The organism is Pseudomonas sp. UBA4617 (genome assembly GCF_002386445.1).
Lineage (GTDB): Bacteria > Pseudomonadota > Gammaproteobacteria > Pseudomonadales > Pseudomonadaceae > Aquipseudomonas.
Genome location: NZ_DGIR01000051.1, coordinates 1 through 26,591 on the forward strand (window position 1 = coordinate 1; position 26,591 = coordinate 26,591).

26 protein-coding genes are annotated in these 26,591 nt (G+C 64.1%); 14 read left to right on the top strand and 12 right to left on the bottom strand.

Translation table 11 applies throughout. The features are described 5' to 3' along the window. Nucleotides 1-68 precede the first annotated feature (68 nt). Together B4L76_RS21755 and B4L76_RS21760 are read right to left on the bottom strand one after the other, a co-directional pair. Nucleotides 69-365: a BolA family protein gene (locus B4L76_RS21755; RefSeq protein ID WP_225776761.1), complete on the bottom strand. Its 297-nt coding sequence runs from the start codon at nucleotides 363-365 to the stop codon at nucleotides 69-71. Nucleotides 366-375: 10 nt separating this feature from the next. Continuing rightward, complete coding sequence (locus tag B4L76_RS21760; RefSeq protein ID WP_296235185.1) at nucleotides 376-900, bottom strand: DUF2059 domain-containing protein; 525 nt, start codon at nucleotides 898-900, stop codon at nucleotides 376-378. Between the two features lie 155 nt (nucleotides 901-1,055). On the opposite strand from B4L76_RS21760, the gene B4L76_RS21765 reads away from it, so the two are divergent. Next, on the top strand, nucleotides 1,056-2,450 hold the full coding sequence (locus B4L76_RS21765; protein WP_296235186.1) for a class II fumarate hydratase: 1,395 nt from the start codon (nucleotides 1,056-1,058) through the stop codon (nucleotides 2,448-2,450). Nucleotides 2,451-2,514: 64 nt separating this feature from the next. Here B4L76_RS21765 and B4L76_RS21770 read toward each other — a convergent pair whose 3' ends face one another. Both B4L76_RS21770 and pap read right to left on the bottom strand, forming a co-directional pair. Next, complete coding sequence (locus B4L76_RS21770) at nucleotides 2,515-3,480, bottom strand: DMT family transporter (protein ID WP_296235187.1); 966 nt, start codon at nucleotides 3,478-3,480, stop codon at nucleotides 2,515-2,517. Nucleotides 3,481-3,674: 194 nt separating this feature from the next. Further along, on the bottom strand, nucleotides 3,675-5,168 hold the full coding sequence (pap, locus tag B4L76_RS21775) for a polyphosphate:AMP phosphotransferase (RefSeq protein WP_296235188.1): 1,494 nt from the start codon (nucleotides 5,166-5,168) through the stop codon (nucleotides 3,675-3,677). A 127-nt stretch (nucleotides 5,169-5,295) separates the two neighbouring features. Between pap and mnmC the strand changes: the two genes are divergently transcribed. From mnmC to B4L76_RS21800, 5 genes are all read left to right on the top strand, one after another. Then, entirely contained in the window at nucleotides 5,296-7,260 is a 1,965-nt protein-coding gene (gene mnmC / locus B4L76_RS21780) for a bifunctional tRNA (5-methylaminomethyl-2-thiouridine)(34)-methyltransferase MnmD/FAD-dependent 5-carboxymethylaminomethyl-2-thiouridine(34) oxidoreductase MnmC (protein ID WP_296235189.1), read from the top strand. A gap of 167 nt (nucleotides 7,261-7,427) precedes the next feature. Beyond that, the gene (locus B4L76_RS21785) at nucleotides 7,428-9,215 is read left to right on the top strand and encodes an N-acetylglutaminylglutamine amidotransferase (protein WP_296235190.1); all 1,788 of its coding nucleotides are present in this window, start codon (nucleotides 7,428-7,430) and stop codon (nucleotides 9,213-9,215) included. A gap of 3 nt (nucleotides 9,216-9,218) precedes the next feature. Beyond that, nucleotides 9,219-10,964, top strand: coding sequence for an N-acetylglutaminylglutamine synthetase (gene ngg, locus B4L76_RS21790; RefSeq protein ID WP_296235191.1), 1,746 nt, complete (start codon nucleotides 9,219-9,221; stop codon nucleotides 10,962-10,964). Between the two features lie 66 nt (nucleotides 10,965-11,030). After that, the gene (locus B4L76_RS21795; RefSeq protein ID WP_296235192.1) at nucleotides 11,031-12,215 is read left to right on the top strand and encodes an osmoprotectant NAGGN system M42 family peptidase; all 1,185 of its coding nucleotides are present in this window, start codon (nucleotides 11,031-11,033) and stop codon (nucleotides 12,213-12,215) included. An 82-nt stretch (nucleotides 12,216-12,297) separates the two neighbouring features. Then, the gene (locus B4L76_RS21800; RefSeq protein WP_296235193.1) at nucleotides 12,298-12,525 is read left to right on the top strand and encodes a YheU family protein; all 228 of its coding nucleotides are present in this window, start codon (nucleotides 12,298-12,300) and stop codon (nucleotides 12,523-12,525) included. A 49-nt stretch (nucleotides 12,526-12,574) separates the two neighbouring features. Here the strand turns inward: B4L76_RS21800 and csrA are convergent, their stop codons facing one another. Continuing rightward, on the bottom strand, nucleotides 12,575-12,754 hold the full coding sequence (gene csrA / locus B4L76_RS21805; protein WP_296235194.1) for a carbon storage regulator CsrA: 180 nt from the start codon (nucleotides 12,752-12,754) through the stop codon (nucleotides 12,575-12,577). Between the two features lie 120 nt (nucleotides 12,755-12,874). Next, nucleotides 12,875-13,684, bottom strand: coding sequence for an SDR family oxidoreductase (locus B4L76_RS21810; RefSeq protein WP_296235195.1), 810 nt, complete (start codon nucleotides 13,682-13,684; stop codon nucleotides 12,875-12,877). Nucleotides 13,685-13,890: 206 nt separating this feature from the next. Here B4L76_RS21810 and B4L76_RS21815 point away from each other — a divergent pair, with 206 nt between their 5' ends. Then, entirely contained in the window at nucleotides 13,891-14,043 is a 153-nt protein-coding gene (locus tag B4L76_RS21815) for a DUF3309 family protein (protein WP_003252624.1), read from the top strand. A gap of 55 nt (nucleotides 14,044-14,098) precedes the next feature. Here the strand turns inward: B4L76_RS21815 and B4L76_RS21820 are convergent, their stop codons facing one another. The 3 genes from B4L76_RS21820 to B4L76_RS21830 form a co-directional block, all read right to left on the bottom strand. Continuing rightward, nucleotides 14,099-15,763, bottom strand: a complete 1,665-nt coding sequence (locus tag B4L76_RS21820) for a cation acetate symporter (protein ID WP_296235196.1) — start codon at nucleotides 15,761-15,763, stop codon at nucleotides 14,099-14,101. Then, on the bottom strand, nucleotides 15,760-16,071 hold the full coding sequence (locus B4L76_RS21825; RefSeq protein WP_170028782.1) for a DUF485 domain-containing protein: 312 nt from the start codon (nucleotides 16,069-16,071) through the stop codon (nucleotides 15,760-15,762). Before B4L76_RS21825 ends, B4L76_RS21820 begins: the two co-directional genes overlap by 4 nt. A gap of 160 nt (nucleotides 16,072-16,231) precedes the next feature. Then, the gene (locus B4L76_RS21830; protein WP_296235197.1) at nucleotides 16,232-17,092 is read right to left on the bottom strand and encodes a glycine betaine ABC transporter substrate-binding protein; all 861 of its coding nucleotides are present in this window, start codon (nucleotides 17,090-17,092) and stop codon (nucleotides 16,232-16,234) included. 197 nt (nucleotides 17,093-17,289) lie between these two features. On the opposite strand from B4L76_RS21830, the gene B4L76_RS21835 reads away from it, so the two are divergent. Beyond that, entirely contained in the window at nucleotides 17,290-18,873 is a 1,584-nt protein-coding gene (locus B4L76_RS21835) for a beta (1-6) glucans synthase (protein ID WP_296235198.1), read from the top strand. On the opposite strand, the gene B4L76_RS21840 is transcribed toward B4L76_RS21835, so the two are convergent. Beyond that, nucleotides 18,857-19,234 carry a hypothetical protein gene (locus tag B4L76_RS21840; protein ID WP_296235199.1) on the bottom strand — a complete coding sequence of 126 codons (378 nt, stop codon included), beginning with the start codon at nucleotides 19,232-19,234 and terminating at the stop codon, nucleotides 18,857-18,859. The two genes, B4L76_RS21835 and B4L76_RS21840, sit on opposite strands and share 17 nt — an antisense overlap. 190 nt (nucleotides 19,235-19,424) lie before the next feature. Between B4L76_RS21840 and B4L76_RS21845 the strand changes: the two genes are divergently transcribed. Together B4L76_RS21845 and B4L76_RS21850 are read left to right on the top strand one after the other, a co-directional pair. Then, nucleotides 19,425-20,723 carry a serine/threonine protein kinase gene (locus B4L76_RS21845; RefSeq protein WP_296235200.1) on the top strand — a complete coding sequence of 433 codons (1,299 nt, stop codon included), beginning with the start codon at nucleotides 19,425-19,427 and terminating at the stop codon, nucleotides 20,721-20,723. Beyond that, entirely contained in the window at nucleotides 20,716-21,540 is an 825-nt protein-coding gene (locus B4L76_RS21850) for an MlaA family lipoprotein (RefSeq protein WP_296235201.1), read from the top strand. Before B4L76_RS21845 ends, B4L76_RS21850 begins: the two co-directional genes overlap by 8 nt. A gap of 17 nt (nucleotides 21,541-21,557) precedes the next feature. On the opposite strand, the gene B4L76_RS21855 is transcribed toward B4L76_RS21850, so the two are convergent. After that, nucleotides 21,558-22,706 (bottom strand): patatin-like phospholipase family protein, encoded by a 1,149-nt coding sequence (locus tag B4L76_RS21855; protein WP_296235202.1) that lies wholly within the window; start codon nucleotides 22,704-22,706, stop codon nucleotides 21,558-21,560. 80 nt (nucleotides 22,707-22,786) lie between these two features. Beyond that, nucleotides 22,787-23,722: a lipid A biosynthesis lauroyl acyltransferase gene (locus B4L76_RS21860; protein ID WP_296235203.1), complete on the bottom strand. Its 936-nt coding sequence runs from the start codon at nucleotides 23,720-23,722 to the stop codon at nucleotides 22,787-22,789. A 111-nt stretch (nucleotides 23,723-23,833) separates the two neighbouring features. On the opposite strand from B4L76_RS21860, the gene minC reads away from it, so the two are divergent. From minC to B4L76_RS21880, 4 genes are all read left to right on the top strand, one after another. Then, the gene (gene minC / locus B4L76_RS21865; RefSeq protein WP_296235204.1) at nucleotides 23,834-24,592 is read left to right on the top strand and encodes a septum site-determining protein MinC; all 759 of its coding nucleotides are present in this window, start codon (nucleotides 23,834-23,836) and stop codon (nucleotides 24,590-24,592) included. 99 nt (nucleotides 24,593-24,691) lie between these two features. Then, entirely contained in the window at nucleotides 24,692-25,504 is an 813-nt protein-coding gene (minD, locus tag B4L76_RS21870) for a septum site-determining protein MinD (protein WP_019097102.1), read from the top strand. Between the two features lie 3 nt (nucleotides 25,505-25,507). Then, on the top strand, nucleotides 25,508-25,762 hold the full coding sequence (minE, locus tag B4L76_RS21875) for a cell division topological specificity factor MinE (RefSeq protein ID WP_003252572.1): 255 nt from the start codon (nucleotides 25,508-25,510) through the stop codon (nucleotides 25,760-25,762). A 153-nt stretch (nucleotides 25,763-25,915) separates the two neighbouring features. Further along, entirely contained in the window at nucleotides 25,916-26,551 is a 636-nt protein-coding gene (locus tag B4L76_RS21880) for an RluA family pseudouridine synthase (protein WP_296235205.1), read from the top strand. Nucleotides 26,552-26,591: the final 40 nt, after the last annotated feature.

Sequence of the window (26,591 nt, forward strand, 5' to 3'; positions counted from 1 at the left end):
TGTGCCGCGAATGGGCCGCAAAGCGGCCTCCGGAGTGCTGCAGATTCTACCAGAACAACAGAATGGTTTCAGTGCCCGCCGCCCGCGCACACCGGCGAAGCCGGTGCCACGCCGACCTTGGCCCACTCCTCGGCTGTGTAGGTATGGATGGCCAGGGCGTGGATCTCGCCCATCAGTTCAGCCATGGTGGCGTAGACTTTCTGGTGGCGCTTGACGCTGTTCAACCCGGCAAACTGCTCGCTGACGATCACTGCCTTGTAGTGGGTCTCCTGACCACGACTGTGCATGTGGCTTTCGTTGAGCACTTGCAGGTGTTGCGGCGCCAGGGCGGCCAGCTGTTGTTCGATGCGCTGCTGCATGGTCATCGCGGCGTACTCACTTCTTCGCCGGGGCGGTGGCCTTGCCGGCGTTCGGGTCCAGTTCCTTGGTCATGTCGTCGAGCAACTTGTTCACCACCGGTACCGCAGGCTCCAGGCTCTGCTGGGTCAGCTGGGCCGACTGCTGGGTGACCTTGGGCATTTCACGCAGGACTTTCTTGCCCAGCGGCGACTCGTAGAACTTGACCAGGTCCTTGAGCTCCTGCTCGGTGAAGGTCTGGGTGTACAGGTCGACCATCTTCGGCTTCAGCTTGTTCCAGCCAATGGCGTTGTCCAGGGCGGCGTTGGCCTTGGCCTGGTAGCTTTCCAGTACGGGCTGCTTGGCGGCCGGGGCCTTGGTCTGGGCGAAACGCTGGGCAAACATCTGCTGGACCTGCATGTACACCGGGGTGCCCAGCTTGTCGGCGTTGGCCAGGGTCAGGAATTTCTCGGCAGCAGCGTTGTGGCTGGCGGTGGCAGCGAGTACCTGGCCGCTGGCGCAAGCCAGGGCAACGGCGGCACAAAGGACACGGAGACGGGTCATTGCATTTCCTTCAGAAGAGACAGAGGCAGGTACCTCAAAGTAGAGCATTCTGCGCCGTGGTGGCGATGTGCTCAAGTGGCACGACGAGCGACGGAACCGCTCGGTCGAATCAGGGCCTAAACTGCGATTTCGAACTACACAGGAGTGCGTACAGAATGAGCCGTATCGAGACAGACAGCCTGGGCCCGGTCGAAGTTCCTGAGGACGCCTACTGGGGGGCACAGACCCAGCGTTCGCTGATCAACTTCGCCATCGGCAAGGAACGCATGCCCATCGCGGTGCTGCACGCCCTGGCGCTGATCAAGAAGGCCGCCGCACGCGTCAACGACCGCAATGGCGACTTGCCGGCCGATATCGCCCGGCTGATCGAACAGGCTGCCGACGAGGTGCTGGCTGGCCAGCACGACGACCAGTTCCCGCTGGTGGTGTGGCAGACCGGCAGCGGTACCCAGAGCAACATGAACGTCAACGAGGTTATCGCCGGGCGGGCCAACGAACTGGCCGGCAAGGGCCGTGGCGGCAAGGCACCGGTTCACCCCAACGACCACGTCAACCGCTCGCAGAGTTCCAACGACTGCTTCCCCACCGCCATGCACATTGCTGCAGCGCAGGCGGTACACGACAAGCTGCTGCCGGCCATTGCCGAATTGTCCTCGGGGCTGGCCGAGTTGTCGGCGCGTCACCACCAGCTGGTGAAGACCGGCCGCACGCACATGATGGACGCCACGCCGATCACTTTCGGCCAGGAAGTGTCCGCATTCGTCGCCCAGCTCGACTACGCCCAGCGCGCCATCCGCGCCAGCTTGCCGGCGGTCTGTGAACTGGCCCAGGGCGGCACTGCCGTGGGTACCGGGCTGAACGCCCCGCATGGTTTCGCCGAAGCCATCGCGGCCGAGCTGGCGGCGCTGTCCGGCCTGCCGTTCGTCACTGCGCCGAACAAGTTCGCCGCGCTTGCCGGGCATGAGCCGCTGACCAGCCTGGCCGGCGCCCTGAAGACCCTGGCTGTGGCGCTGATGAAGATTGCCAACGACCTGCGCCTGCTGGGTTCCGGGCCGCGCGCCGGGTTGGCTGAGATACGCCTGCCGGCCAACGAACCCGGCAGCTCGATCATGCCGGGCAAGGTCAACCCGACCCAGTGCGAGGCATTGTCGATGCTGGCCTGCCAGGTGCTGGGCAACGACGCGGCAATCGGCTTTGCCGCCAGCCAGGGCCATTTGCAGCTGAACGTGTTCAAGCCGGTGATCATCCACAACCTCCTGCAATCGATCGAACTGCTGGCCGATGGTTGCCGTAACTTCCAACAGCATTGCGTGGCGGGTATCGAACCGGATGCCGAGCAGATGGCCGCGCACCTGGAGCGCGGGTTGATGCTGGTAACGGCGCTGAACCCGCATATCGGCTATGACAAGGCAGCGGAAATTGCCAAGAAGGCTTACGGCGAGGGCAAGACCTTGCGCGAGGCGGCACTGGAGTTGAAGTACCTGACCAATGAGCAATTCGACCAGTGGGTGCGGCCGGAGAACATGCTGGCCCCAGGTGGAAAGGGCTGACATCCAGACACCGCGCTCCTTGCAGGAGCCGCCTTGGGCAGCCCATCGCAACCCACGGCCGCTCCTACACCGAGCGCGCGACTTTGCGGAATTTGCGGGCCCGCCAGCTAGCCACCAGCGATGGCCCCAGCGCCACCAGCGCCGAACCCAGCACCACCGTGACCGCGCCGACATAACCCAGGGCGTTGATGTCCTCCGCGTGTACATAGGCAGGCCACAGCAAGGCCGCCAATGCTACCGCGACAAAGGTGACCAGCGGTGTCAGTGCCAGCGTGGCACTCACCCGCGACGCTTCCCAGTGCGCCAGCGCCTCGGCAAATGCGCCATAGGCCACCAGGGTGTTCAGGCAGCAGGCCAGCAGCAACCAGCCCTGCACCGGGCTCAGTTGCAACGCCTGCAGCGGGTGTACCCAGGGCGTGAGCAAAGCGGCGCAACCGAGGTAGATCACCATCATGACTTGCTGGGAATTCCATACGGTCAGCAACTGCTTCTGGCTCAGCGCGTAGAACACCCAGATCGTGGTGGCCAGCAGGATGGTCAGCACGCCCGTGGTATAGGTGCCCAGCGAAGTCAGCAGCTCTTCAAGGCGCTGGTTGAAGAACAGACCAAACCCCGCCAGCAGGATCAGCAAGCCCATGCCCTGCCCCAGGCTGAAACGTTCGCGGAACACGAACACGCTGGCCACCAGCAACAGCACCGGGCCAAGCTGCACCACCAGTTGCGCGGTGCCCGGGCTCAGCAGGTTCAGGCCGATCAGGTACAGCACATAGTTGCCCATCAGGCCGAGCACGGCCACCAGCACCAGCCCCTTGCGCCTGGGCGTCAGTTTGCGAATGGACGGCAGGCGGCGCTGGGCCGTCAGCCAGGCGAACAGCAGCCCACCGGAAACCAGCAGACGGTACCAGGTGACAGTGACCGGATCGACCACTTGCAGCACCTGCTTCAGCTTGATCGGCAGAATGCCCCAGAGCAACGCCGTCAGAAGTGCCAGGAACAGGCCATAGCCCCAGCGGCCGGAAGTGGTGTGCATAAAGTCCTCGATCAAGCCCGTGGTGGGGGTGGTTGAATTCTAAAGGCTTGGAGGGCTGGGGCGGGCGCGAGTGCCGAGAAAAGAATTCATCAGGTCATTCTTCTGTGGCATGGCTTTGGAAGGCGTGGTACCGGTTCTGCCCTCTTCGCGGGGCGTGCCCGCGACAAGGCCAGAACCGGCAGCAACAATGTCGCTTATTTCTTATCCCTGGCAAACGCCGCCTCGAGTGCCTGGTTGATGGTGCGCAACACTTTCACCCGCGCCCAGCGCTTGTCGTTGGCCTCCACCAGTGTCCACGGCGCGATCTCGGTGCTGGTCCGGTCGACCATGTCACCCACTGCCTGGACATAGCCGTCCCACTTTTCGCGATTGCGCCAGTCATCCTCGGTGATCTTGTAGCGCTTGAACGGGATCTGTTCGCGTTCTTCGAAGCGCGCCAGTTGGGTCTGCTGGTCGATCGCCAGCCAGAACTTGACCACCACCACGCCGGCATTGACCAGCTGTTCCTCGAAATCATTGATTTCGCTATAGGCGCGCATCCAGTCGGCCGGGCTACAGAAGCCTTCCACCCGCTCCACCAGCACCCGGCCATACCAGGAACGGTCGAAGATGGTGAACTTGCCACGCGCCGGAATATGCCGCCAGAACCGCCACAGGTAAGGTTGCGCGCGTTCTTCTTCGGTCGGCGCGGCAATTGGCACGATGCGATACTGGCGCGGGTCCAGCGCTGCCGCCACGCGGCGAATGGCACCGCCCTTGCCGGCAGCGTCATTGCCTTCGAACACCGCCACCAGGGCATGCCGGCGCATGCGCTTGTCGCGCAGCAGGCCAGCCAGGCGCGCCTGCTCGGTGACCAGCTGCTCCTGATACTCGGCCTTGTCCAGGCGCAGGGTCATGTCCAGCGCGCCGAGCAGGCTGCGCTGGTCGATGCTGCGGCCCAGCGGGGCGACGTTGCCGCGGTGCTTGGCCTTGGGTTCACTGGCCAGCGCCGCCTGCAGGCTTTCCAGGAGAATGCGCCCCACCGCCAGGCTGCGGTAGTTCGGGTCGACGCCTTCGATGATGTGCCAGGGTGCATAATCGCGGCTGGTGCGCCGTAGCACGCGCTCGCCGAAGCGCACGAAGCGGTCGTAGGTTTGCGACTGCTGCCAGTCCAGCGGGCTGATGCGCCAGCTGTGCAAAGGGTCGTCCTTCAGCGCCTTGAGGCGAGCCTTCATCTGCTTCCTGGACAAGTGGAACCAGAACTTGATGATCAGCGCCCCCTCGTCGCAGAGCATTTCCTCGAGGCGCTCGGCGCCGGCGATGGCCTGGTCCAGCACCGCGTCCTTGAACAAGCCATGTACCCGCCCCTGAAGCATCTGGCTGTACCAGTTACCGAAGAACACGCCCATCCGCCCCTTCGGTGGCAGCGCCCGCCAGTAGCGCCAGGCCGGTGGCCGGGCCAGCTCCTCATCGGTTTGCTGGTCGAAGGTGAGCACATCGATCAGCCGCGGGTCCATCCATTCGTTGAGCAGCTTGACTGTTTCGCCCTTGCCGGCGCCTTCGATGCCGTTGATCAGCACGATCACCGGGAAGCGCGCCTGCTGCTTGAGTTCGTACTGGGCTTCGAGCAGGGCCTCGCGCAAAGCGGGTACCTCGGCGTCGTAAGTCTCCTTGTCGATGCTGTGGCCGATTTCGGCAGATTCGAACATGCATTGGCTCCTTCAATGGATAAGCAAGACTAGCGGATTTCATTTGTGCCCGCGAAGTGCTCGGCACAGCCTGCGCAAACCGCCCGGATAGCTTAAAATCCGCCCATCCGCTGCAACCGAGCCAACCATGTCCACGCTTCTCCAGCAGGCCCAGATCGACTGGGACGCCCAGGGCCGCCCCCACTCGCGGCAATATGACGACGTCTATTTCGCAGTCAATGAAGGCATCGAGGAAACCCGTCATGTGTTCCTCGGGCAAACCCGCCTGGCAGAACGTTTCGCCGCCCTCGCCCCGCACGCTTGCCTGGTGATAGGTGAAACCGGCTTTGGCACCGGCATGAACTTCTATTGCGCCTGGCAGCTGTTCGAGCAACAGGCTGGCGCCGAGGCCCGCCTGCATTTCGTCAGCGTCGAGAAGTACCCGCTCGGCCGCGACGACCTGGCCCGGGCTATGCGCCTGTGGCCGGAGCTGGCGGCCTACAGCGAACCCCTGCTGGCGCAGTACGTGGCGCTGCACCCAGGTTACCAGCAGTTCACCTTTGCCAACGGGCGGGTCACCCTCACCCTGTTGATTGGTGACGTGCTGGAGCAGTTGCCACAACTGGATGCGCAGGTCGACGTGTGGTTTCTCGACGGCTTCGCCCCGGCCAAGAACCCCGACATGTGGACGCCGGCGCTGTTCGCACAGCTGGCGCGGCTGTCGCACCCCGGCACCGTGCTGGGCACGTTCACCACCACCGGCTGGGTACGCCGCAGCCTGGTCGACGCCGGCTTTGCGATGAAAAAAGTGCCGGGCATCGGCAAGAAGTGGGAAGTGATGAACGGCGCCTATGTCGGCGCTGCGCCCAGCGCCAGCCCACCCTGGTATGCCCGGCCGGAGGCCGCAGCGGGGCCACGCGAGGCGCTGGTCATCGGTGCCGGGCTGGCTGGCAGCTGCAGCGCCGCCAGCCTGGCCCGGCGCGGCTGGCAGGTGACCGTGCTGGAACGCCACGACGGGCCGGCACGGGAAGCGTCGGGCAACCCGCAAGGGGTGCTCTACCTGAAGCTGTCTGCCCATGGCACGGCACTGTCGCAGATGATCTTGTCCGGTTTCGGCTACACCCGGCGCCAGCTGGAGCGCCTGCAGCGAGGCCGCGACTGGGATGCCTGTGGCGTGCTGCAACTGGCCTTCGACAGCAAGGAAGCCGAGCGCCAGGGCAAACTGGCTGCGGCCTTCGCCCCTGACCTTTTGCACCCACTCCAGCGTGATGAGGCCGAAGCCATGGCTGGTGTGGCGTTGCCGGCCGGTGGGCTGTTCTATCCCGAGGGTGGCTGGGTCCACCCGCCGGCACTGTGTCAGCAGCAGTTGCAGCACCCTGGCATTCGCCTGGTGACACACCAGACGGTGCTCGACCTGCGCAAGGTCGGTGAGCTATGGCAAGCCTGGGCCGGCGAACGGTTGCTGGCCAGCGCCCCCGTGGTGGTTCTCGCCGGGGCCGCCGAAGTACGGCGCTTCGAGCCGTGCGCACAGCTGCCGCTCAAGCGCATCCGCGGGCAAGTCACCCGCTTGCCGGCGACTGCCGGTAGCCGCGCGCTGCGCACCGTGGTCTGCGCGCAGGGCTATGTGGCGCCACCGCGCGACGATGAACATACCCTGGGCGCGAGCTTCGACTTTCATAGTGAAGACCTGGCACCAACGGTGGCCGAGCACCAAGGCAACCTGGCGTTGCTGGATGAAATATCCCCCGACCTGGCCCAGCGCCTGGGTACCGCCGGGCTGGACCCGGCACGGTTGCATGGGCGCGCGGCGTTCCGCTGCACCAGCCCCGACTACCTGCCGATCGTCGGCCCGATGGCCGATGCCCTGGCGTTCAGCGAAGCCTATGCGGTACTGGGCCGCGATGCGCGGCAAGTGCCAGAGGTGGCGTGCCCGTGGCTGGACGGCCTGTATGTGAACAGCGGGCATGGCTCGCGGGGCTTGATTACCGCACCGCTGAGTGGCGAGCTGGTAGCCGCCTGGGTATGCGGCGAGCCGCTGCCGGTGCCGCGGACAGTGGCCGAGGCTTGTCATCCGAACCGGTTTGCCTTGCGCAGGTTGATTCGAGGCAAATGAACGGACCGGGGCTGCTGCCCAGCCCATCGCCGGCAAGCCAGCGCTCACAAGGGACGCAGTGCTATATAACAGATCGATCTAAAACTCTCACAAACCGCACAGGTCAGTTCCTTCAGGTGCCCTAATCCGGGGCACTCCCTCCCCAACGGAAAAACCGGTAAGGACCTATGTGCGGATTAGCAGGAGAGTTGCGTTTTACCCCCATCGACCAAGCCCCTCGCCCAGCCGACCTGGCTGCGGTAGAGCGCATTACCCATCACCTGGCGCCGCGCGGCCCGGATGCCTGGGGCTTCCATAGCCAGGGTCCGATTGCACTGGGCCACCGGCGCCTGAAAATCATGGACCTGTCCGACGGTTCGGCGCAGCCGATGGTCGACAACACCCTCGGCCTGTCGCTGGCGTTCAACGGCGCCATCTACAACTTCCCCGAACTGCGCCAGGAACTGCAGGCGCTGGGCTACACCTTCTGGTCCGACGGCGACACCGAGGTGCTGCTCAAGGGCTACCACGCCTGGGGCGCCGCCTTGCTGCCAAAGCTCAACGGCATGTTCGCCCTGGCCATCTGGGAGCGCGATAACCAGCGCTTGTTCCTCGCCCGCGACCGCCTGGGCGTCAAGCCCTTGTACCTGTCGCGCAATGGCGAGCGCCTGCGTTTCGCCTCGACCCTGCCGGCGTTGCTCAAGGGCGGTGACATCGACCCGGTGCTCGACCCGGTGGCACTCAACCATTACCTGAACTTCCACGCGGTGGTGCCGGCGCCACGCACCCTGCTGGCCAATGTACAGAAGCTCGAACCCGGCACCTGGATGCGCATCGACCGCCATGGCGAAGTGGAACGCCAGACCTGGTGGCAGCTGCACTATGGCGCCACGGTAGATGAACGCGAGCTGGACCTCGAAGGCTGGACCACCCGCGTGCTCGACGCTACGCGCGAGGCCGTGGCCATTCGCCAACGTGCCGCCGTGGATGTGGGCGTGTTGCTTTCCGGCGGGGTCGATTCCAGCTTGCTGGTCGGCCTGCTACGCGAAGCAGGCGTGGACGACCTGTCCACCTTTTCCATCGGTTTCGAGGACGCCGGCGGCGAGCGCGGCGACGAGTTCCAGTACTCCGACCTGATCGCCCGGCACTACGGCACCCGTCACCACCAGTTGCGCATTGCCGAGCACGAAATCATCGAGCAACTGCCGGCGGCGTTTCGCGCCATGAGCGAACCGATGGTCAGCCACGACTGCATCGCCTTCTACCTGCTGTCGCGGGAAGTGGCGAAACATTGCAAGGGCGTGCAAAGCGGCCAGGGCGCCGATGAACTGTTCGCCGGCTACCACTGGTACCCGCAGGTGGACGGCGCCGAAGATGCCTTCAGCGCCTACCGTGCGGCCTTCTTCGACCGCAGCCACGCCGAATACCGCGAGACCGTGCAAGCTTCCTGGCTGCTGGAAACCGATGCGGCAGGCGACTTCGTCCGCGAGCACTTTGCCCGCCCCGGCGCCGCCGATGCAGTGGACAAGGCCCTGCGCCTGGACAGCACGGTGATGCTGGTGGAAGACCCAGTCAAACGGGTGGACAACATGACCATGGCCTGGGGCCTGGAGGCGCGCACGCCGTTCCTCGACTACCGCCTGGTGGAGCTGTCGGCGCGCATTCCCGCGCGCTTCAAGTTGCCCGACGGTGGCAAGCAGGTACTCAAGCAGGCTGCGCGGCGGGTGATCCCGCATGAAGTGATCGACCGCAAGAAGGGCTACTTCCCGGTACCAGGCCTGAAGCACCTGGAAGGCGCCACCCTCGGCTGGGTACGTGAACTGCTGACCGACCCCAGCCAGGACCGGGGGCTGTTCAACCCGGCCATGCTAGACCGCCTGCTGAGCAACCCGCATGGCCAGTTGACCCCGCTGCGCGGCTCCAAGCTGTGGCAACTGGCGGCACTGAACCTGTGGCTGACCGAACAAGGACTCTGACCGATGAAAGCCCACGAAACTGCTTACGGCCAGCGTCTGTTGCGCGGCCAGGCGCCTTCCTACGAGCGCCTGCAGGCGCGCCTGGCCGGCGATGGCAGCCAACCGCACGACCAGCCGCGCGCCGTACATTGTGGTTGGGGCCGGCTGCTGATCGGCCACACCTACGCCGACCCGGCCCGGCTGGCCGAAGACCTGCTCGGCGAGTGCCCCGGCGAACGCGACATCGCGCTGTACGTGGCCGCACCCCAGCAGGTGCTGGCCCATGCGCCACAGCAGCTGTTCCTCGACCCGTCCGACACCCTGCGCCTGTGGTTCACCGATTACCGCCCGGCGCAGCGGGTGTTCCGCGGCTTCCGCGTGCGCCGGGCGCAGAACCCCGGCGACTGGCAGGCCATCAACACCCTGTACCAGGCGCGCGGCATGTTGCCGGTCGTCCCCGAGCTGCTCACCCCTCTTGACCAGGGTGGCCCCGTTTACTGGCTGGCCGAGGACGAAGACAGCGGCACGGTCATCGGTAGCGTCATGGGCCTGAACCACGCCAAGGCATTCGACGACCCCGAGCACGGCAGCAGCCTGTGGTGCCTGGCGGTGGACCCGCACTGCACCCGCCCTGGCGTCGGCGAAGTGCTGGTACGCCACCTGATCGAGCACTTCATGAGCCGCGGCCTGGCCTACCTGGACCTGTCGGTGCTGCACGACAACCGCCAGGCCAAGCGCCTGTACCAGAAGCTGGGGTTTCGCAACCTGCCGACCTTCGCGGTCAAGCGCAAGAACGGCATCAACGAGCAGTTGTTTCTCGGCCCTGGACCGCAGGCGGACCTCAACCCTTATGCGCGCATCATCGTCGACGAGGCCTTGCGCCGGGGTATCGAGGTACAGGTAGATGACGCCGCTGCCGGGCTGTTCACCCTCAGCCTGGGCGGGCGCCGCATTCGCTGCCGGGAATCGCTGAGCGACCTGACCAGCGCCGTCACCATGACCCTGTGCCAGGACAAGCGCCTGACCCGCCAGGCCCTGCATAACGCCGGGCTCAAGGTGCCGGCACAGCAACTGGCCGGCAACGCCGACGACAACCTGGCATTTCTCGACGAGCACGCAGCGGTGGTGGTCAAACCGGTCGATGGCGAGCAGGGCCAAGGTGTCGCGGTCAACCTCACCACGATCGAGGACATCACCCGTGCCGTCGAGCATGCGCGCCAGTACGACAGCCGGGTATTGCTGGAAAGCTTCCATGCCGGGCATGACCTGCGCATCGTGGTCATCGGTTATGAAGTGGTAGCCGCCGCCATTCGCCACCCGGCGCAGGTGGTGGGTGACGGCAAGCACAGCATTCGCCAGCTGATCGAGGCGCAGAGCCGCCGCCGCCAGGCGGCCACCGGCGGCGAAAGCAAGATTCCGCTTGATGAAGAGACCGAACGCACCCTGGGCGCAGCAGGCCATGGCTACGACGATGTGCTGCCTCCAGGGCAGCATCTGAATGTACGGCGCACCGCCAACCTGCACACCGGCGGCACCCTGGAAGACGTGACCGAACGCCTGCACCCGGCGCTGGCCGAGGCCGCCGTACGGGCGGCACGGGCGCTGGAGATCCCGGTAGTGGGGCTGGACTTCATGGTGCGGGATGCCGGGCAGCCGGAGTACGTGATCATCGAAGCCAACGAGCGTGCCGGGTTGGCCAACCACGAGCCGCAGCCGACCGCCGAGCGTTTCATCGACCTGCTGTTTCCGCATAGCCGGCCTTTGGCGTGAACCAGTGCCGGCCTCTTCGCGGATAAAGCCGCGAAGAGGCCGGCACAGCAGTAAAGGAGTCCGACCATGTCCGACCGACATCCCGAACCCGATCTCGACTACCTCAAACGCGTCCTGCTGGAGATGCTCGCCATCCCCAGCCCCACCGGTTTCACCGACACCATCGTGCGCTACGTGGCCGAACGCCTGGAGGAACTGGGTATCCCTTTCGAGTTGACCCGCCGCGGCACCATCCGTGCCACGCTCAAGGGCCGGCAAAGCTCGCCGGACCGCGCAGTTTCCGCCCACCTGGACACCATCGGCGCCAGCGTCCGGCAATTGCTCGACAATGGCCGCCTGGCCCTGGCGCCGGTGGGCTGCTGGTCCAGCCGCTTCGCCGAGGGCAGCCGGGTCAGCGTGTTCACCGACACCGGCGTGTTCCGTGGCAGCGTGCTGCCACTGATGGCCAGCGGCCATGCCTTCAACACCGCCATCGACCAGATGCCGATCAGCTGGGAGCATGTCGAAGTGCGCCTGGACGCCTACTGCGCCACCCGCGCCGATTGCGAGGCGCTGGGTGTGAGCATCGGTGACTTCGTCGCCTTCGACCCGTTGCCCGAATTCACCGATAGCGGCCACATCAGCGCCCGCCACCTGGATGACAAGGCCGGCGTGGCGGCACTGTTGGCGGCACTGAAGGCAGTGGTGGAAAGCGGCCGTCAGCCACTGATCGACTGCCATCCATTGTTCACCATTACCGAGGAGACCGGTTCAGGCGCCGCCGGTGCCTTGCCCTGGGATGTCAGCGAATTCGTCGGTATCGACATTGCCCCGGTGGCGCCCGGCCAGGCTTCCAGCGAACATGCGGTGAGCGTGGCCATGCAGGACTCGTCGGGGCCTTACGACTATCACCTGTCGCGACACCTGCTGAAACTGGCTGGCGACCACGACCTGCCGGTGCGCCGCGACCTGTTCCGCTACTATTTCAGTGATGCTCATTCGGCGGTCACGGCAGGCCACGATATCCGCACCGCACTGGTGGCGTTCGGTTGTGACGCCACTCATGGCTACGAACGCACCCACATCGATAGCCTGGCGGCGCTGAGCCGGTTGCTGTCGGCGTACCTGTTGAGCCCGCCGGTATTCGCCAGCGATTCGCAGCCGGCCAATACCTCCCTGGAGCGCTTCAGCCACCAGCTGGAACATGATGCGCAGATGGAGAGCGAGACTCGGGTACCCGCGGTGGATAGCCTGGTCGGTCACAAGGGTTGAGGGCCCTGGGGCTGCTTTGCAGCCCCGAAGGCCGGATGTTTCGCGTAGCATGCCACTACCGACACCCTAGGCAACGCCCACCATGCTGATCCCTTACGACCAACTGCAAGCCGAAACCCTGACCCGCCTGATCGAAGACTTCGTCACCCGCGACGGCACCGACAACGGCGACGATACCCCGCTGGAAACCCGTGTGCTGCGGGTGCGCCAGGCCTTGGCCAAGGGCCAGGCGTACATCCTGTTCGACCCGGAAAGCCAGCAGTGCCAGTTGCTGGCCAGGCATGACGTGCCGCGCGAGTTGCTCGACTAGCCGGCCTGGCTGCTTCGCAGGCAAAACCGCGCAGAGGCAGGAAGCAGCATCAGGCTTTGCCTTGCTTGGCCTCCTTGATGCGCTTGTACACCTCGGCCCGATGCACCGGCACCTCGCGCGGTGCATCCACGCCAAAGCGCACCACCCCGTCGCGCGTTTCCACCACCATGAGTCGAATGTCATCGCCGATCACGATGACCTCCCCCACTTCGCGTCCTATTACCAACATGCTCCTGTCCTCTAGCGAAAGGGAAAACCGGAGCCTGCCTTGCTGGCATCTGGCTACTCAACAGTTCCGCAGCGATTCAGAAGCACCCCACATATCGAAGTAATTTTTCTTACAGACCAATCAACGTGAATGGGCCTTGGCACGCATCTTCATTGCCATGTCGGCCATCTCGTCATACAGCCGCTCTGGCGCCTGGCGTTTCAGTTGCCAGGCCTGACGCCCGGCTTCGTGGGGCAGGATCAGGAACTCGCCGGCGGCAACCTGCCGGTGGATGTAGTCGGCGATTTCCGCTGCATTGATCGGCGAGCCTTCCAGCAGTTTGCCCACCTGCGCCTTCATCGCCGGGTTCGGCCCGCGGAACGAATCCAGCAGGTTGGTCTGGAAGAACGACGGACACACCACATGCACCGCTACCTCGAGCTGGCGCAGCTCCACCAGCAGGCTCTCCGACAAGGCCAGCACGCCGGCCTTGGCCACGTTGTAGTTGCTCATGCCCGGGCCCTGCATCAACGCCGCCATCGAGGCAATGTTGATGATGCGCCCCTTGCTGCGCTCGAGCAGTGGCAGGAACGCCTTGCAGCCCTTGACCACCCCCATCAGGTTGATCGCGAGTTGCCAGTCCCAGTCTTCCAGCGACAATTCGGCGAAGAACCCGCCTGCGGCGACACCGGCGTTGTTGACGATCACATCGACGCCGCCGAACTGCTCGCTGCAGGCCTGCGCCAGGGCGGTGAGCTGGCTGTAGTCGCGTACGTCGCAGCGCTGGACGAAGCCGTCGCCACCCTCTTCCCGCACCCTTTCCAGGGTGTCGCGCAGGCCGGCTTCGTTGACGTCGGCCAGCGCCAGGCGCCAGCCCTCTCGCGCCCAGCGCAGGGCGATCTCGCGACCGAGGCCGGACCCGGCGCCGGTGATCATGATGCGGTTTTGCATGGTGGCTGGCCTTGTTTCGATGAAGGGTGAATGCAGTCTAAACAAGGCACTGGGTAACGGCAGGGTTCATCAGGGTAGTGAATGGGCTGGCATGCTGCCTGCGTCGCCGGCACAGCAATGGAATCTTTCACAAGCGGCACAGGTCCCAATCTACAAGAGGCCAGCAGTCCGAGGCCCTTGACCCTCAACCACGCAAGGACTCCGTCATGACCACGATTCTGATCATCATCCTGATTCTCCTGCTGATTGGTGGCTTACCGGTCTTCCCGCACTCGCGCAGCTGGGGCTATGGCCCGTCCGGCATCATCGGCGTGGTGCTGGTGATCCTGCTGGTGTTGTTGTTGCTAGGCATGATCTAGCGCCGCAGACATGAAAAAACCGCGCCGAAGCGCGGTTTTTTCATTGCCGTGAAGATCAGTGCGATACAGCGCCCGATGCCCCCAGGCCGGTCTGCGAACGCACGAACTGCGGGAAGAACAGCGCACGCTCGTCTTCAGCAGCCTTGGACTTGTCGGTGATCGAGAAGAACCAGATACCCACGAAGGCGATCAGCATCGAGAACAACGCCGGATACTCGTATGGGTAGATCGGCTTCTCGTGGCCGAGGATCTGTACCCAGATGGTCGGGCCGAGGATCATCAGCGTGACCGCACTGACCAGGCCCAGCCAGCCGCCGATCATGGCGCCACGGGTGGTCAGCTTCTTCCAGTACATCGAGAGCAGCAGTACCGGGAAGTTGCAGCTGGCGGCGATGGAGAATGCCAGGCCGACCATGAAGGCGATGTTCTGCTTCTCGAACAGGATGCCCAGGCCGATCGCCAGCACGCCCAGGGCGACAGTGGTGATCTTCGACACGCGGATCTCGTCCTTGTCGTTGGCCTTGCCCTTGCGCCATACGCTGGCGTACAGGTCGTGGGATACCGCCGAGGCACCGGCGAGGGTGAGGCCGGCGACCACCGCCAGGATGGTGGCGAAAGCCACTGCCGAGATGAAGCCGAGGAACACGCTGCCACCCACGGCATTGGCCAGGTGCACCGCTGCCATGTTGTTGCCACCCAGCAGGGCGCCGGCGGCATCCTTGAAGTCCGGGTTGGTGCTGACCAGCAGGATGGCGCCAAAGCCGATGATGAAGGTCAGGATGTAGAAGTAGCCGATGAAACCGGTGGCATACAGCACGCTCTTGCGCGCTTCCTTGGCGTCACCGACGGTGAAGAAGCGCATCAGGATATGCGGCAGGCCGGCGGTACCGAACATCAGTGCCAGGCCCAGCGAGAAGGCCGAGATCGGGTCCTTGACCAGGCCACCCGGGCTCATGATCGCTTCGCCCTTGGCGTGCACCTTGATCGCTTCGGAGAACAGCGTGTTGAAGTCGAAGCCCACGTGCTTCATCACCATCAACGCCATGAAGCTGGCCCCGGACAGCAGCATCACCGCCTTGATGATCTGTACCCAGGTGGTGGCCAGCATGCCGCCGAACAGTACGTACAGGCACATCAGGATACCGACCAGGACCACCGCTACGTGGTAGTCCAGGCCGAACAGCAGCTCGATCAGCTTGCCGGCACCGACCATCTGCGCGATCAGGTAGAACGCTACCACGACCAGCGAACCGGAGGCCGACAGGGTGCGGATCTCCTTCTGCCCGAGGCGGTACGAGGCCACGTCGGCAAAGGTGTACTTGCCCAGGTTGCGCAGGCGTTCGGCGATCAGGAAGAGGATGATCGGCCAGCCGACCAGGAAGCCGATCGAGTAGATCAGGCCATCGTAGCCCGAAGTGAACACCAGCGCGGAAATGCCCAGGAACGAGGCCGCCGACATGTAGTCACCGGCAATTGCCAGGCCATTCTGGAAACCTGTGATCTTGCCGCCTGCGGCGTAGTAGTCGGAAGCCGACTTGTTACGCTTGGAAGCCCAGTAGGTAATGCCGAGGGTAAAGGCGACGAAGGCCACGAACATGGCAATGGCGGACACGTTCAGTGGTTGTTTCTGCACCTCGCCGGTCAGGGCATCGGCGGCCCACACGGCGGGTGCGAAGGCGCCGCAGGCCAGTACGGCCATGGTTTTGGCATGTCGAATCATTGTTGCGCCTCCTTCAGGATGGCCTTGTTCAGCTCATCGAACTCGCCATTGGCGCGGCGCACGTAGATGGCGGTGAGCACGAATGCCGAGACGATCAGGCCGACGCCCAGGGGAATGCCCCAGGTAATCGAGGAGTCCGGGCTGAGCTTGGTGCCCAGGATCTGCGGACCGTAGGCGATCAGGAGGATGAAGGCGCAGTACAGGCCGAGCATGATCGCCGAGAGAATCCAGGCGAACCGTTCGCGCTTGGTGACCAGCTCCTTGAAACGGGGACTGTTTTGTATCGAGAGGTAAATGCTGTCGTTCATTGTTTTTGTCCTAGCAGCACAGATAGGGGGCGGAACCCACGACCCCTACTTTATGCGGCTGTCGGACGCCAACCAGACGACCTTAGTCTTAGATGAAACGGTGTTTTACCAAATCGGTAAAAAAAAACGGGGCCGCTATGCGGCCCCGGGATTCCGGCATTTACTTGCCGGTCCACTCCTTCACCCGATCAGGGTGCTTGGCCACCCAGTCCTTGGCCGCCGCTTCAGGCTTGGCCCCTTCCTGGATCGCCAGCATCACCTCACCGATCTCGTCCTTCGATTGCCAGCTGAACTTCTTCAGGAACTCCGCCACTTCCGGCGCCTTGGACGCCAGCTCCTTGCTGCCGATGCTGTTCACGGTTTCAGCAGCGCCATACACGCCTTTGGGGTCTTCGAGGAACTTCAGCTTCCACTTGGCGAACATCCAGTGCGGTACCCAGCCGGTCACCGCGATCGACTGCTGCTTGTTATAGGCACGGCCCAGTTCTGCCGTCATCGCCGCACCGGAGCTGGCCTGCAGCTTGTAGCCGGTCAGGTCGTAGTCCTTGATGGCCTGCTCGGTTTTCAGCATCACGCCGGAGCCGGCGTCGATGCCGACGATCTTCTGCTTGAAGGTGTCGTCGGTCTTGAGGTCGGCGATGCTCACCGCCTTGACGTACTCGGGGACGATCAGGCCGATCTTGGCGTCCTTGAAGTTCGGGCCGTAATCGACCACGTTGTCCTTGTTCTTGGCCCAGTATTCACCATGGGTCACCGGCAACCAGGCCGACAACATGGCATCAAGCTTGCCGGTGGCCACGCCCTGCCACATGATCCCGGTGGCCACAGCCTGCAGCTTCACGTCATAGCCGAGCTTCTGCTTGATCACTTCGGCGGCCACGTTGGTGGTTGCCACGCTGTCGGCCCAACCATCCACGTAACCAATGCTTACTTCTTTTGCCATTGCCTGTGCAGCGCTCATGGCCATCACCAGGGCGGTGCCCACACCCAGGAAACGTCGCATTTTTCTCAAAGCAGCCATCAAAGCATCCCCTCGTCAGGTCTAGGAGATTGCATCATCTTCCTGCAACACAAGGCGACCTGCTCCAACTGCGACCTGTACCTGCCCCATATGCGACAGCACTATGCCATTAGCGCCATCACCCAGCGCCGAACTGCGCGATCCTTGCATGCCAAAGGTTTGGCGCCGGGCTACTATCTACCCTTTTGCGCCTGACGATGGACCGCCCGATGCCCCGTTCTGCCCACCTGCTGCCGTTGTACCTGCTTGCCTGCCTGCTTGCCCTGGCCGCGCTGGGAGGGCTCTGGTACGGGCTCGGCAAGCCGGTGCAACTGCCCGACGCCGCCAGCCCGACGCACAAGCTGCAATGCGCCTCGTACACACCGTTCGACAAGGATCAGTCGCCCTACGACCGCCCGTTCCGCCTGCGCCCGGCACGCATGGACGCCGACCTGGCGTTGCTCGCCGAGCGATTCCAGTGCATCCGCACCTATTCCCAGACCGGTCTTGAGGCAATTCCGGCACTGGCCCGCAAACATGGGCTGAAGGTGATGCTGGGCGCCTGGGTCAACGCCCACCCGGCCGACACCGAGAAGGAAATCGAGCTGCTGATCGCCGCCGCCAACGCCAACCCCGACGTGGTCAGCGCGGTGATCGTCGGCAACGAGACGCTGCTGCGCAAAGAGGTAACCGGCGCCCAGCTGGCCAGACTGATCGTCCGGGTGAAAAGCCAGGTGCAGGTACCGGTGACCTACGCCGATGTCTGGGAGTTCTGGCTGCAGCACCCGCAAGTGGCGCCGGCAGTGGACTTCCTGACCATCCACCTGCTGCCGTACTGGGAAGATGACCCGCGCGGCATCGATCAGGCCCTGGCCCACGTCGCCGATGTGCGTCGGCTGTTCGGCACGCGCTTCGCGCCCAAGGACATCGTCATCGGTGAAACCGGCTGGCCCAGCGAAGGCCGTCAGCGCGAGACGGCGGTGCCGAGCCGGGTCAACGAGGCGCGTTTCATTCGCGGCTTCGTCGCCATGGCGCAGAGCAATGGTTGGTCCTACAACCTGATCGAGGCGTTCGACCAGCCCTGGAAACGCGCCAACGAGGGGGCGGTCGGCGGCTACTGGGGGCTTTACGATGCCGAGCGGCAGGACAAGGGCGTGCTCGAAGGGCCGGTGAGCAACTTGCCGCAGTGGCCGCAGTGGTGGCTGGCCAGCGCCTTGCTGGCGGCAGTCATGCTGATGTTCGCCGGGCGCCCCGCCACCCCGAGCGCAGCCCTGCTGCTACCGCTACTGGCGGCATTGGGCGCAGCTTGCCTGGGGCTTTGGGGCGAGCTGATGCGCACCCATGCACGGTTTGCCGGGGAATGGCTGTGGGCGCTGTTGCTGGCGGGGCTGAACCTGCTGGTAATGGCCCATGTCATGCTGGCGCTGGCACGGCGTGCGGGCTGGCGCGAGCGGCTGTGCGCCTGGCTGCAGGCACGCGCGGGCTGGCTGTTGCTGGCAGCTGGCTTTGCCGCCGCGGTGAGCCAGCTGGCAATGGTGTTCGATCCACGCTATCGCAGCTTCCCCAGCGCAGCGCTGGCCTTGCCGGCGCTGGTGTTCGCGCTATGGCCGGTACCGGCGCGGCGTGCGGAAGTGGCGTTGCTGGCGTTCATCGTGGGTGCCGGGGTGGCGCCGCAGTTGTTCGTGGAAGGGCTGGAGAACCAGCAGGCCTGGCTGTGGGCGCTGGTCAGTCTACTGATGACGGCAGCGTTGTGGCGGAGCTTGCGCATTACTCGCAAGGCCGCTCCTACAGGGGCCGTGTAGCCCCAGCGTCTCGCACCAACCGCAACCCCGCCAGTACCAGCGCAAACGTTGCAATGCTGGCGGTATACAGCACCAGCGCCGGCACCGCGAAGACCAGCCCCAGCAGTGCCAGCCACCAGCCACGACGGCCGCCGATGACCTGCGCCAGCAGCGCCAGCCCCAAACCGCTCCAGGCCATTACCTGGTAGTGAATGCCCAGCCCCAGCAACGACCGCACTTCACATTGCCAGTAAGCGGCCGGCAACGCGCACAGCTCCACCCACCGGCCATCCTCCATCAGCCCGTAGCGCACGCCATAGCTGGCCGCGAGCCACAGCCCCAGGCACAGCACCAGCACGGCAGCCGGCAGCGATCGAGACATCCCGTTCTCCAATAGTGGTAATCGAAAGCATCCATGATCGCTGATGCCTGGTTGTAAGGCAAAATCACCACCCTGCAGCTATGTTGCAGATAACAAGTACACAAAAGGCCACCACGCTTGGCAACTTTGCCCGGCCCGCTGTGGTCCTAGCCTGCACACTGCTCGACCTTGCGTTCTTTTGGGGGATTACATGCTTCGATCTTTGCGCCTCGCTGCCTTGCTCGGCGGCCTGCTCATGGCTGTGGCCGCTTCGGCGCGAGATATCGACGCCGCGAGCTATGGCTACCCCTTGACCAACCCGTTCGAGGCCACCATCGCCACAACGCCGCCGGACCAGCGCCCCACCCTGCCCGGTGATGACGAAATCAACCAGTCCGACTACAGCCTCAACTTGCGCCCGGAGCGTGAGTTCAGCCTGCCCGACAACTTCTGGGCCGTGAAAAAGCTCAAGTACCGCCTGGCCCGTCAGGACCGCCAGGCTCCGTTGATCTTCATCATCGCCGGCACGGGCGCTCCCTACAGCAGCAGCATCAACGAATACCTGAAGAAGCTGTTCTACCAGGCCGGCTTCCATGTGGTGCAGCTGTCGTCACCTACCAGCTACGACTTCATGAGCGCTGCCTCACGCTTCGCCACCCCCGGCGTCAGCCAGGAAGATGCCGAAGACCTGTACCGGGTGATGCAGGCGGTGCGTGCCCAGCACCCGCGCCTGCCGGTCAGTGACTTCTACCTTACCGGCTACAGCCTGGGTGCACTGGATGCGGCATTTGTCAGCCACCTGGACGAAACCCGCCGCAGCTTCAATTTCAAGCGCGTGCTGCTGTTGAACCCGCCGGTCAACCTGTACACCTCGATCAACAACCTCGACAAGCTGGTGCAAACCCAGGTCAAGGGCATCGACCGCAGTACCACGTTCTACGAGTTGATGCTGGCCAAGCTGACCCGCTACTTTCAAGAAAAGGGCTACATCGACCTCAATGAAGCCCTGCTTTACGACTTCCAGCAGTCGCGCCAGCACCTGTCCAACGAACAGATGGCCATGCTGATCGGTACGTCGTTCCGCTTCTCCGCAGCCGACATCGCCTTCACCTCGGACCTGATCAACCGCCGCGGCCTGATCATTCCGCCGAAGTTCCCGATCACCGAGGGCAGCAGCCTCACGCCGTTCTTCAAGCGCGCCCTGCAGTGCGACTTCGACTGCTACATGACCGAGCAGGTCATCCCCATGTGGCGCGCCCGCACCGATGGCAACAGCATCCTCCAGCTGGTCAACCAGGTCAGCCTGTATGCCTTGGAAGACTACCTGCGCGGCAGCGACAAGATCGCCGTGATGCACAACGCCGACGACGTCATCCTCGGCCCGGGCGACATTGGTTTCCTGCGCAAGGTATTCGGCGACCGCCTGACCCTTTACCCCCACGGCGGCCATTGCGGCAACCTCAATTACCGCGTCAACAGTGACGCCATGCTGGAGTTCTTCCGTGGTTAACAAACTCCTCTTCGCCACTGCCCTGTTCGCCGCCGGCCATGCGCTGGCTGCCGAAACCGCCCCGCGTGCCAGCGTGATCGAGGCCGACCCGCAGGTCACCACCGCGCCGCTGACGCCGGAGTCCGACGGCTTCCTCGACCCGTTGCGCGAGTTGAAATTCAACCCGGGGCTGGACCAGCGCGAATTCGAACGTTCGACCCTGGAAGCGCTGAACGTGTACGACCCGCTGGAGTCGATCAACCGCCGTATCTACCACTTCAACTACCGCCTCGACCAATGGGTGCTGCTGCCGCTGGTCAGCGGTTACCAGTACGTCACGCCGCGCTTCGTGCGCACTGGCGTGAGCAACTTCTTCAACAACCTGGGCGATGTGCCGAACCTGTTCAACAGCGTGTTGCAGCTCAAGGCCAAGCGCTCGGCGGAGATCACCGCGCGGCTGATGTTCAACACCATCATTGGTGTAGGTGGGCTATGGGATCCGGCGACCAGGATGGGCCTGCCGCGCCAGAGCGAGGACTTTGGCCAGACCCTGGGCTTCTATGGGGTGCCGGACGGCCCCTACCTCATGCTGCCGGTGCTGGGCCCGTCGAACCTGCGCGACACCACCGGGCTGGTGGTGGACTACGCCGGCGAGCAGGCAGTCAACTACCTGAACGTGGCCGAAGCCAGCAGCGACCATCCGGAAATCTTTGCCCTGCGCGTGGTGGACAAGCGCTATACCACCAACTTCCGCTATGGCCAGCTGAACTCCCCATTCGAGTATGAAAAGGTCCGCTATGTGTATACCCAGGCGCGCAAGCTGCAGATAGCCGAATAACATCCGTTCAGTCAGCATCAGATGCCGAGGAACTGGCACAGCTCGCGCTTCTTGGCCAAGGCATCCCTGCGCCCCAGTTCGATCAGCTCAGTGCAATAGCTGGCCTCGAACAGCAGGTAGCTCAACACCCCTGCGCCACTCGTCCGCGTAGCCCCCGGCCCGCGCAGGAACAGGCGCAACGCCGCCGGCAACTCGCGCCGGTGGCGTGCGGCGATCTCGTCCAGCGGCTGGCTGGGAGCGACCACCAGCACGTCGATGGGCGCCAGCCCCAGGCGCCGGGCATCGAGGTGCGCCGGCAACAGGCGGCTCAGGTGGTTGAGGCGCTGCAGCAGTTCGATGTCGTCTTCCAGGCTGTCAATGAATGTGCTGTTGAGCATGTGCCCGCCGATCTGCGCCAGGCTCGGCTGCTGCCCACTGAACACACGCTGGGTCGGCAACGGCGGCGCTGGCCGCTGCGGGTTGCCACTGACCCCGACCACCAGGACGCGGCTGGCGCCCAGGTGCAGGGCCGGGCTGATCGGCGCCGACTGGCGTACCGCGCCGTCACCGTAATACTCATCACCAAGCTGCACCGGGGCGAACAGCAGCGGGATGGCGGCGCTGGCCAGCAGGTGGTCGATGGTCAACGCCGTGGGCATGCCGATACGGCGGTGGCGCAACCAGGCCTCGATGGTACCGCGGCCCTGGTAGAAGGTGACTGCCTGGCCGGACTCATAGCCGAACGCCGTCACCGCGACGGCCCGCAATTGTTCGGCAGCCAGGGAATGGGCGATCCCGTCCAGGTTCAGATGCGCCTGCAGCAGGCTGCGCAATGGGCTGCTGTCGAGCAACGCCACCGGCGCTGGGCCGCCCACGCCCAGCAGGTTGTGGCCAACGAAGCGACTGGCCTGACGGACCACGCCCGGCCAGTCGCTGCGGATGACCAGGTGGCTGCGGAAGTTCTGCCAGAACGCCGTAAGCTTCTGCACGGTGTCCTGGAAGTGCGTGGCGCCACTGGCCAGGGTCACGGCGTTGATGGCCCCGGCCGAGGTGCCGACGATAACCGGGAACGGGTTGGGCGCCTCCGTGGGCAACAGCTCGGCGATGCCGGCCAGCACACCGACCTGATAGGCGGCACGGGCGCCGCCGCCAGAAAGGATGAGACCGGTTACCGGTGGTGGGGCCATAGGGTCCTTCCTGAATCAGCTGTTTTCAGGCCCGGCCTCTTCGCGGGGGGGGCGGCGAAGAGAGTGGGCCTGGCGCAAAATCAGCGCTTCTTCTTGTCATAGAGCCGCGGCGCCCCTTCGGGTCGCGACTTGAAGCGCCGATGCGCCCACAGGTACTGCTCGGGGCATTCGCGCAACACGCACTCGACCCACTGGTTGATACGCAGGCAGTCGGCTTCTTCGCTGGCACCGGGGAAGTCCGCCAACGGCGGGTGTATCACCAGACGATAGCCGCTGCCATCCTCCAGGCGCTTCTGGGTGAACGGGATTACCTGCGCCTTGCCCAGCCGGGCGAATTTGGTAGTGGCAGTCACTGTTGCAGCCGGAATGCCAAACAACGGCACGAAGATACTCTGCTTGGCGCCGTAGTCCTGGTCCGGTGCGTACCATATCGCCCGGCCCGAACGCAGCAACTTGAGCATGCCGCGCACATCTTCGCGTTCTACGGCCAGCGAATCGAGGTTATGCCGCTCGCGGCCGCTGCGCTGGATGTAATCGAACAACGGGTTGCCATGCTCGCGGTACATGCCGTCGATGGTGTGCTGCTGGCCCAGCAGCGCGGCACCGATTTCCAGGGTGGTGAAGTGCACCGCCATGAGAATGGCGCCCTGCCCCGCCTGCTGCGCGGCCTGCAGGTGCTCCAGCCCCTCGACATGGGCGAGGCGCGCCAGCCGCGCCTTCGGCCACCACCAGCTCATGGCCATTTCGAAGAAGGCGATGCCGGTGGAGGCGAAGTTGGCCTTGAGCAGACGCTGCCGCTCGTCGACCGACAGCTCCGGGAAGCACAGCTCCAGGTTGCGCGCGGCAATGCGCCGCCGTTCACCGGCAAAGCGGTACATCACCGCCCCCAGCGCGGCACCGACCTTCAACAGGACCCGGTACGGCAGCTGGACCACCAGCCACAGCAGGCCCAGGCCCAGCCACAGGCCCCAGAAACGTGGATGAAGGAAATAGGGACGAAAACGCGGACGTTCCATTGAAGCTTCCGGAAAGACAAAGGCCGCGCATTCTACAACGGATCAGCGCATGTTGCGGGCAACCGGTCTTATCGTTATAAGTCAGGGCACTTTTTTCGCAACAAGCCGTCTATGCAGACCATGAGCCCAAACCACACACCCGACTCCGCCTCCGCGTTCCAGCTCAAGGGCAGCATGCTTGCCATCACCGTGCTGGAACTGGCGCGCAATGACCTCGAGGCCCTTGACCGCCAGCTGGCGGCCAAAGTCGCACAGGCACCGAACTTCTTCAGCAACACACCGCTGGTGCTGGCGCTGGACAAGCTGCCGGCCGACGTGGGCGCCATCGACCTGCCCGGCTTGATGCGGATCTGCCGTCACCACGGCCTGCGCACCTTGGCCATCCGCGCCAACCGTATCGAGGACATTGCCGCTGCCATTGCCATCGACCTGCCGGTGCTGCCGCCGTCGGGTGCCCGCGAACGGCCGCTGGAGCCCGAGCCCGAGGTGAAGAAGCCCGAGCCGGCCCCGGTGCCGCCGCCGATCCTCGAGCCCGAGGTGCGCCCGACCCGCATCATCACCGCGCCGGTGCGTGGCGGCCAGCAGATCTACGCCCAGGGTGGCGACCTGGTGGTGACCGCTTCGGTCAGCCCGGGGGCGGAACTTCTGGCCGATGGCAACATCCATGTGTACGGCGCCATGCGCGGCCGCGCCCTGGCCGGCATCAAGGGCAATACCAAGGCGCGAATCTTCTGTCAGCAGATGACCGCCGAAATGGTCTCCATCGCCGGCCAGTACAAGGTTTGCGAAGACCTGCGCCGCGACCCGCTTTGGGGTTCGGGCGTGCAAGTCAGCCTGTCCGGTGACGTGTTGAACATCACCCGTCTTTAACGGATACTTGCCGTCATTTTTAGAGCAACTTTTTCATCTGTTGCCATTTTTTGCATTTTGCAGGGACAACTGTCCCGCCTTATTTAGGGGTGAAACACCTTGGCCAAGATTCTCGTCGTTACTTCCGGCAAGGGGGGTGTGGGCAAGACCACCACCAGCGCCGCCATCGGCACCGGCCTCGCACTGCGTGGCCACAAGACAGTCATCGTCGACTTCGACGTGGGCCTGCGTAACCTCGACCTGATCATGGGCTGCGAACGCCGCGTGGTGTACGACTTCGTCAACGTGGTCAATGGCGAAGCCAACCTGCAACAGGCCCTGATCAAGGACAAGCGCCTGGAAAACCTGTACGTGCTGGCCGCCAGCCAGACCCGTGACAAGGACGCGCTGACCCAGGAAGGCGTGGAAAAGGTCCTGATGGAACTGAAGAAAGACTTCGAGTTCGTCATCTGCGACTCGCCGGCCGGTATCGAGAAAGGCGCGCACCTGGCCATGTACTTCGCCGACGAAGCCATCGTGGTGACCAACCCCGAGGTGTCCTCGGTACGCGACTCCGACCGCATGCTGGGCATCCTGTCGAGCAAGTCGCGCCGCTCCGAGAATGGCGAAGAGCCGATCAAGGAACACCTGCTGATCACACGCTACCACCCGGAGCGCGTGGAAAAAGGCGAGATGCTGAGCATCGCCGACGTCGAAGAGATCCTGGCGATCAAGCTCAAGGGCGTGATCCCGGAATCCCAGGCCGTGCTGAAGGCTTCCAACCAGGGTATCCCGGTCATTCTCGACGACCAGAGCGATGCCGGCCAGGCCTATAGCGATACCGTCGACCGTCTGCTGGGCAAAGAGAAGCCACTGCGGTTCATCGAAGTGCCGAAGCAAGGATTCTTCGCGCGCCTGTTTGGAGGCAAGTAAACCATGAACCTTTTTGACTTCTTTCGTGGCAGACAGAAACAGACCAGCGCGTCGGTAGCGAAAGAGCGTCTACAGATCATCGTGGCGCACGAGCGCGGCCAACGCAGTGAGCCGGACTACCTGCCAGCGCTGCAGAAAGAACTGCTGGAGGTGATCCGCAAGTATGTGAACATCGGCAACGATGACGTGCATATCGAACTGGAAAACCAGGGCAGCTGCTCGATTCTGGAGCTGAACATTACCTTGCCCGATCGCTGATCTGGCTGAAAGCTGGGGCTGTTTTGCAGCCCGTTCGCGGCACAAGGCCGCTCCTGCAGGCGTTATGCATTGCCCCTGTAGGAGCGGCCTTGTGCCGCGAATGGGCCGCAAGGCGGCCCCTCTGGTTTTCCCCGATTTGACCGAGACCAAGCAATGCCGCTGTCCAACATCCAGATCCTGCACGAAGACGCCGCCATCCTGGTGATCAACAAACCGACCCTGCTGCTGTCGGTACCGGGCCGTGCCGACGACAACAAGGACTGCCTGATCACCCGCCTGCAGGAAAACGGCTATCCCGATGCGCTGATCGTGCACCGCCTGGACTGGGAAACTTCCGGCATCATCCTGCTGGCCCGCGATGCTGACAGCCACCGCGAGCTGTCGCGCCAGTTCCACGACCGTGAAACCGAAAAGGCCTACACCGCGCTTTGCTGGGGCCAGCCGGTACTGGACAGCGGCAGCGTCGACCTGCCGCTGCGCTACGACCCGCCGACCAAACCACGGCATGTGGTGGACCACGAACTGGGCAAGCACGCGTTGACATTCTGGCGCATCATCGAGCGCTGTGGCGACCATTGCCGGGTAGAACTGACGCCGATCACCGGGCGCTCGCACCAACTGCGTGTGCACATGCTGTCGATCGGCCATCCGCTGCTGGGCGACCGCCTGTATGCCAACCCCGAGGCGCTGGCAGCCCATGAGCGGCTGTGCCTGCATGCGTCGATGCTGAGCTTTACCCACCCGGTTTCCGGCGAGCGGATGAAGTTCGAGTGCCCTGCCCCCTTCTGAATTTGTACGGTCTGAACTGGCCTCTTCGCGGCTAAAGCCG

Bases quoted from the DNA above. Each gene is read 5' to 3' on its own strand.
- B4L76_RS21755 (WP_225776761.1), bottom strand. From the start codon at position 365: ATGACCATGCAGCAGCGCATCGAACAACAGCTGGCCGCCCTGGCGCCG.
- B4L76_RS21760 (WP_296235185.1), bottom strand. From the start codon at position 900: ATGACCCGTCTCCGTGTCCTTTGTGCCGCCGTTGCCCTGGCTTGCGCC.
- B4L76_RS21765 (WP_296235186.1), top strand. From the start codon at position 1,056: ATGAGCCGTATCGAGACAGACAGCCTGGGCCCGGTCGAAGTTCCTGAG.
- B4L76_RS21770 (WP_296235187.1), bottom strand. From the start codon at position 3,480: ATGCACACCACTTCCGGCCGCTGGGGCTATGGCCTGTTCCTGGCACTT.
- pap (WP_296235188.1), bottom strand. From the start codon at position 5,168: ATGTTCGAATCTGCCGAAATCGGCCACAGCATCGACAAGGAGACTTAC.
- mnmC (WP_296235189.1), top strand. From the start codon at position 5,296: ATGTCCACGCTTCTCCAGCAGGCCCAGATCGACTGGGACGCCCAGGGC.
- B4L76_RS21785 (WP_296235190.1), top strand. From the start codon at position 7,428: ATGTGCGGATTAGCAGGAGAGTTGCGTTTTACCCCCATCGACCAAGCC.
- ngg (WP_296235191.1), top strand. From the start codon at position 9,219: ATGAAAGCCCACGAAACTGCTTACGGCCAGCGTCTGTTGCGCGGCCAG.
- B4L76_RS21795 (WP_296235192.1), top strand. From the start codon at position 11,031: ATGTCCGACCGACATCCCGAACCCGATCTCGACTACCTCAAACGCGTC.
- B4L76_RS21800 (WP_296235193.1), top strand. From the start codon at position 12,298: ATGCTGATCCCTTACGACCAACTGCAAGCCGAAACCCTGACCCGCCTG.
- csrA (WP_296235194.1), bottom strand. From the start codon at position 12,754: ATGTTGGTAATAGGACGCGAAGTGGGGGAGGTCATCGTGATCGGCGAT.
- B4L76_RS21810 (WP_296235195.1), bottom strand. From the start codon at position 13,684: ATGCAAAACCGCATCATGATCACCGGCGCCGGGTCCGGCCTCGGTCGC.
- B4L76_RS21815 (WP_003252624.1), top strand. From the start codon at position 13,891: ATGACCACGATTCTGATCATCATCCTGATTCTCCTGCTGATTGGTGGC.
- B4L76_RS21820 (WP_296235196.1), bottom strand. From the start codon at position 15,763: ATGATTCGACATGCCAAAACCATGGCCGTACTGGCCTGCGGCGCCTTC.
- B4L76_RS21825 (WP_170028782.1), bottom strand. From the start codon at position 16,071: ATGAACGACAGCATTTACCTCTCGATACAAAACAGTCCCCGTTTCAAG.
- B4L76_RS21830 (WP_296235197.1), bottom strand. From the start codon at position 17,092: ATGGCTGCTTTGAGAAAAATGCGACGTTTCCTGGGTGTGGGCACCGCC.
- B4L76_RS21835 (WP_296235198.1), top strand. From the start codon at position 17,290: ATGGACCGCCCGATGCCCCGTTCTGCCCACCTGCTGCCGTTGTACCTG.
- B4L76_RS21840 (WP_296235199.1), bottom strand. From the start codon at position 19,234: ATGTCTCGATCGCTGCCGGCTGCCGTGCTGGTGCTGTGCCTGGGGCTG.
- B4L76_RS21845 (WP_296235200.1), top strand. From the start codon at position 19,425: ATGCTTCGATCTTTGCGCCTCGCTGCCTTGCTCGGCGGCCTGCTCATG.
- B4L76_RS21855 (WP_296235202.1), bottom strand. From the start codon at position 22,706: ATGGCCCCACCACCGGTAACCGGTCTCATCCTTTCTGGCGGCGGCGCC.
- B4L76_RS21860 (WP_296235203.1), bottom strand. From the start codon at position 23,722: ATGGAACGTCCGCGTTTTCGTCCCTATTTCCTTCATCCACGTTTCTGG.
- minC (WP_296235204.1), top strand. From the start codon at position 23,834: ATGCAGACCATGAGCCCAAACCACACACCCGACTCCGCCTCCGCGTTC.
- minE (WP_003252572.1), top strand. From the start codon at position 25,508: ATGAACCTTTTTGACTTCTTTCGTGGCAGACAGAAACAGACCAGCGCG.
- B4L76_RS21880 (WP_296235205.1), top strand. From the start codon at position 25,916: ATGCCGCTGTCCAACATCCAGATCCTGCACGAAGACGCCGCCATCCTG.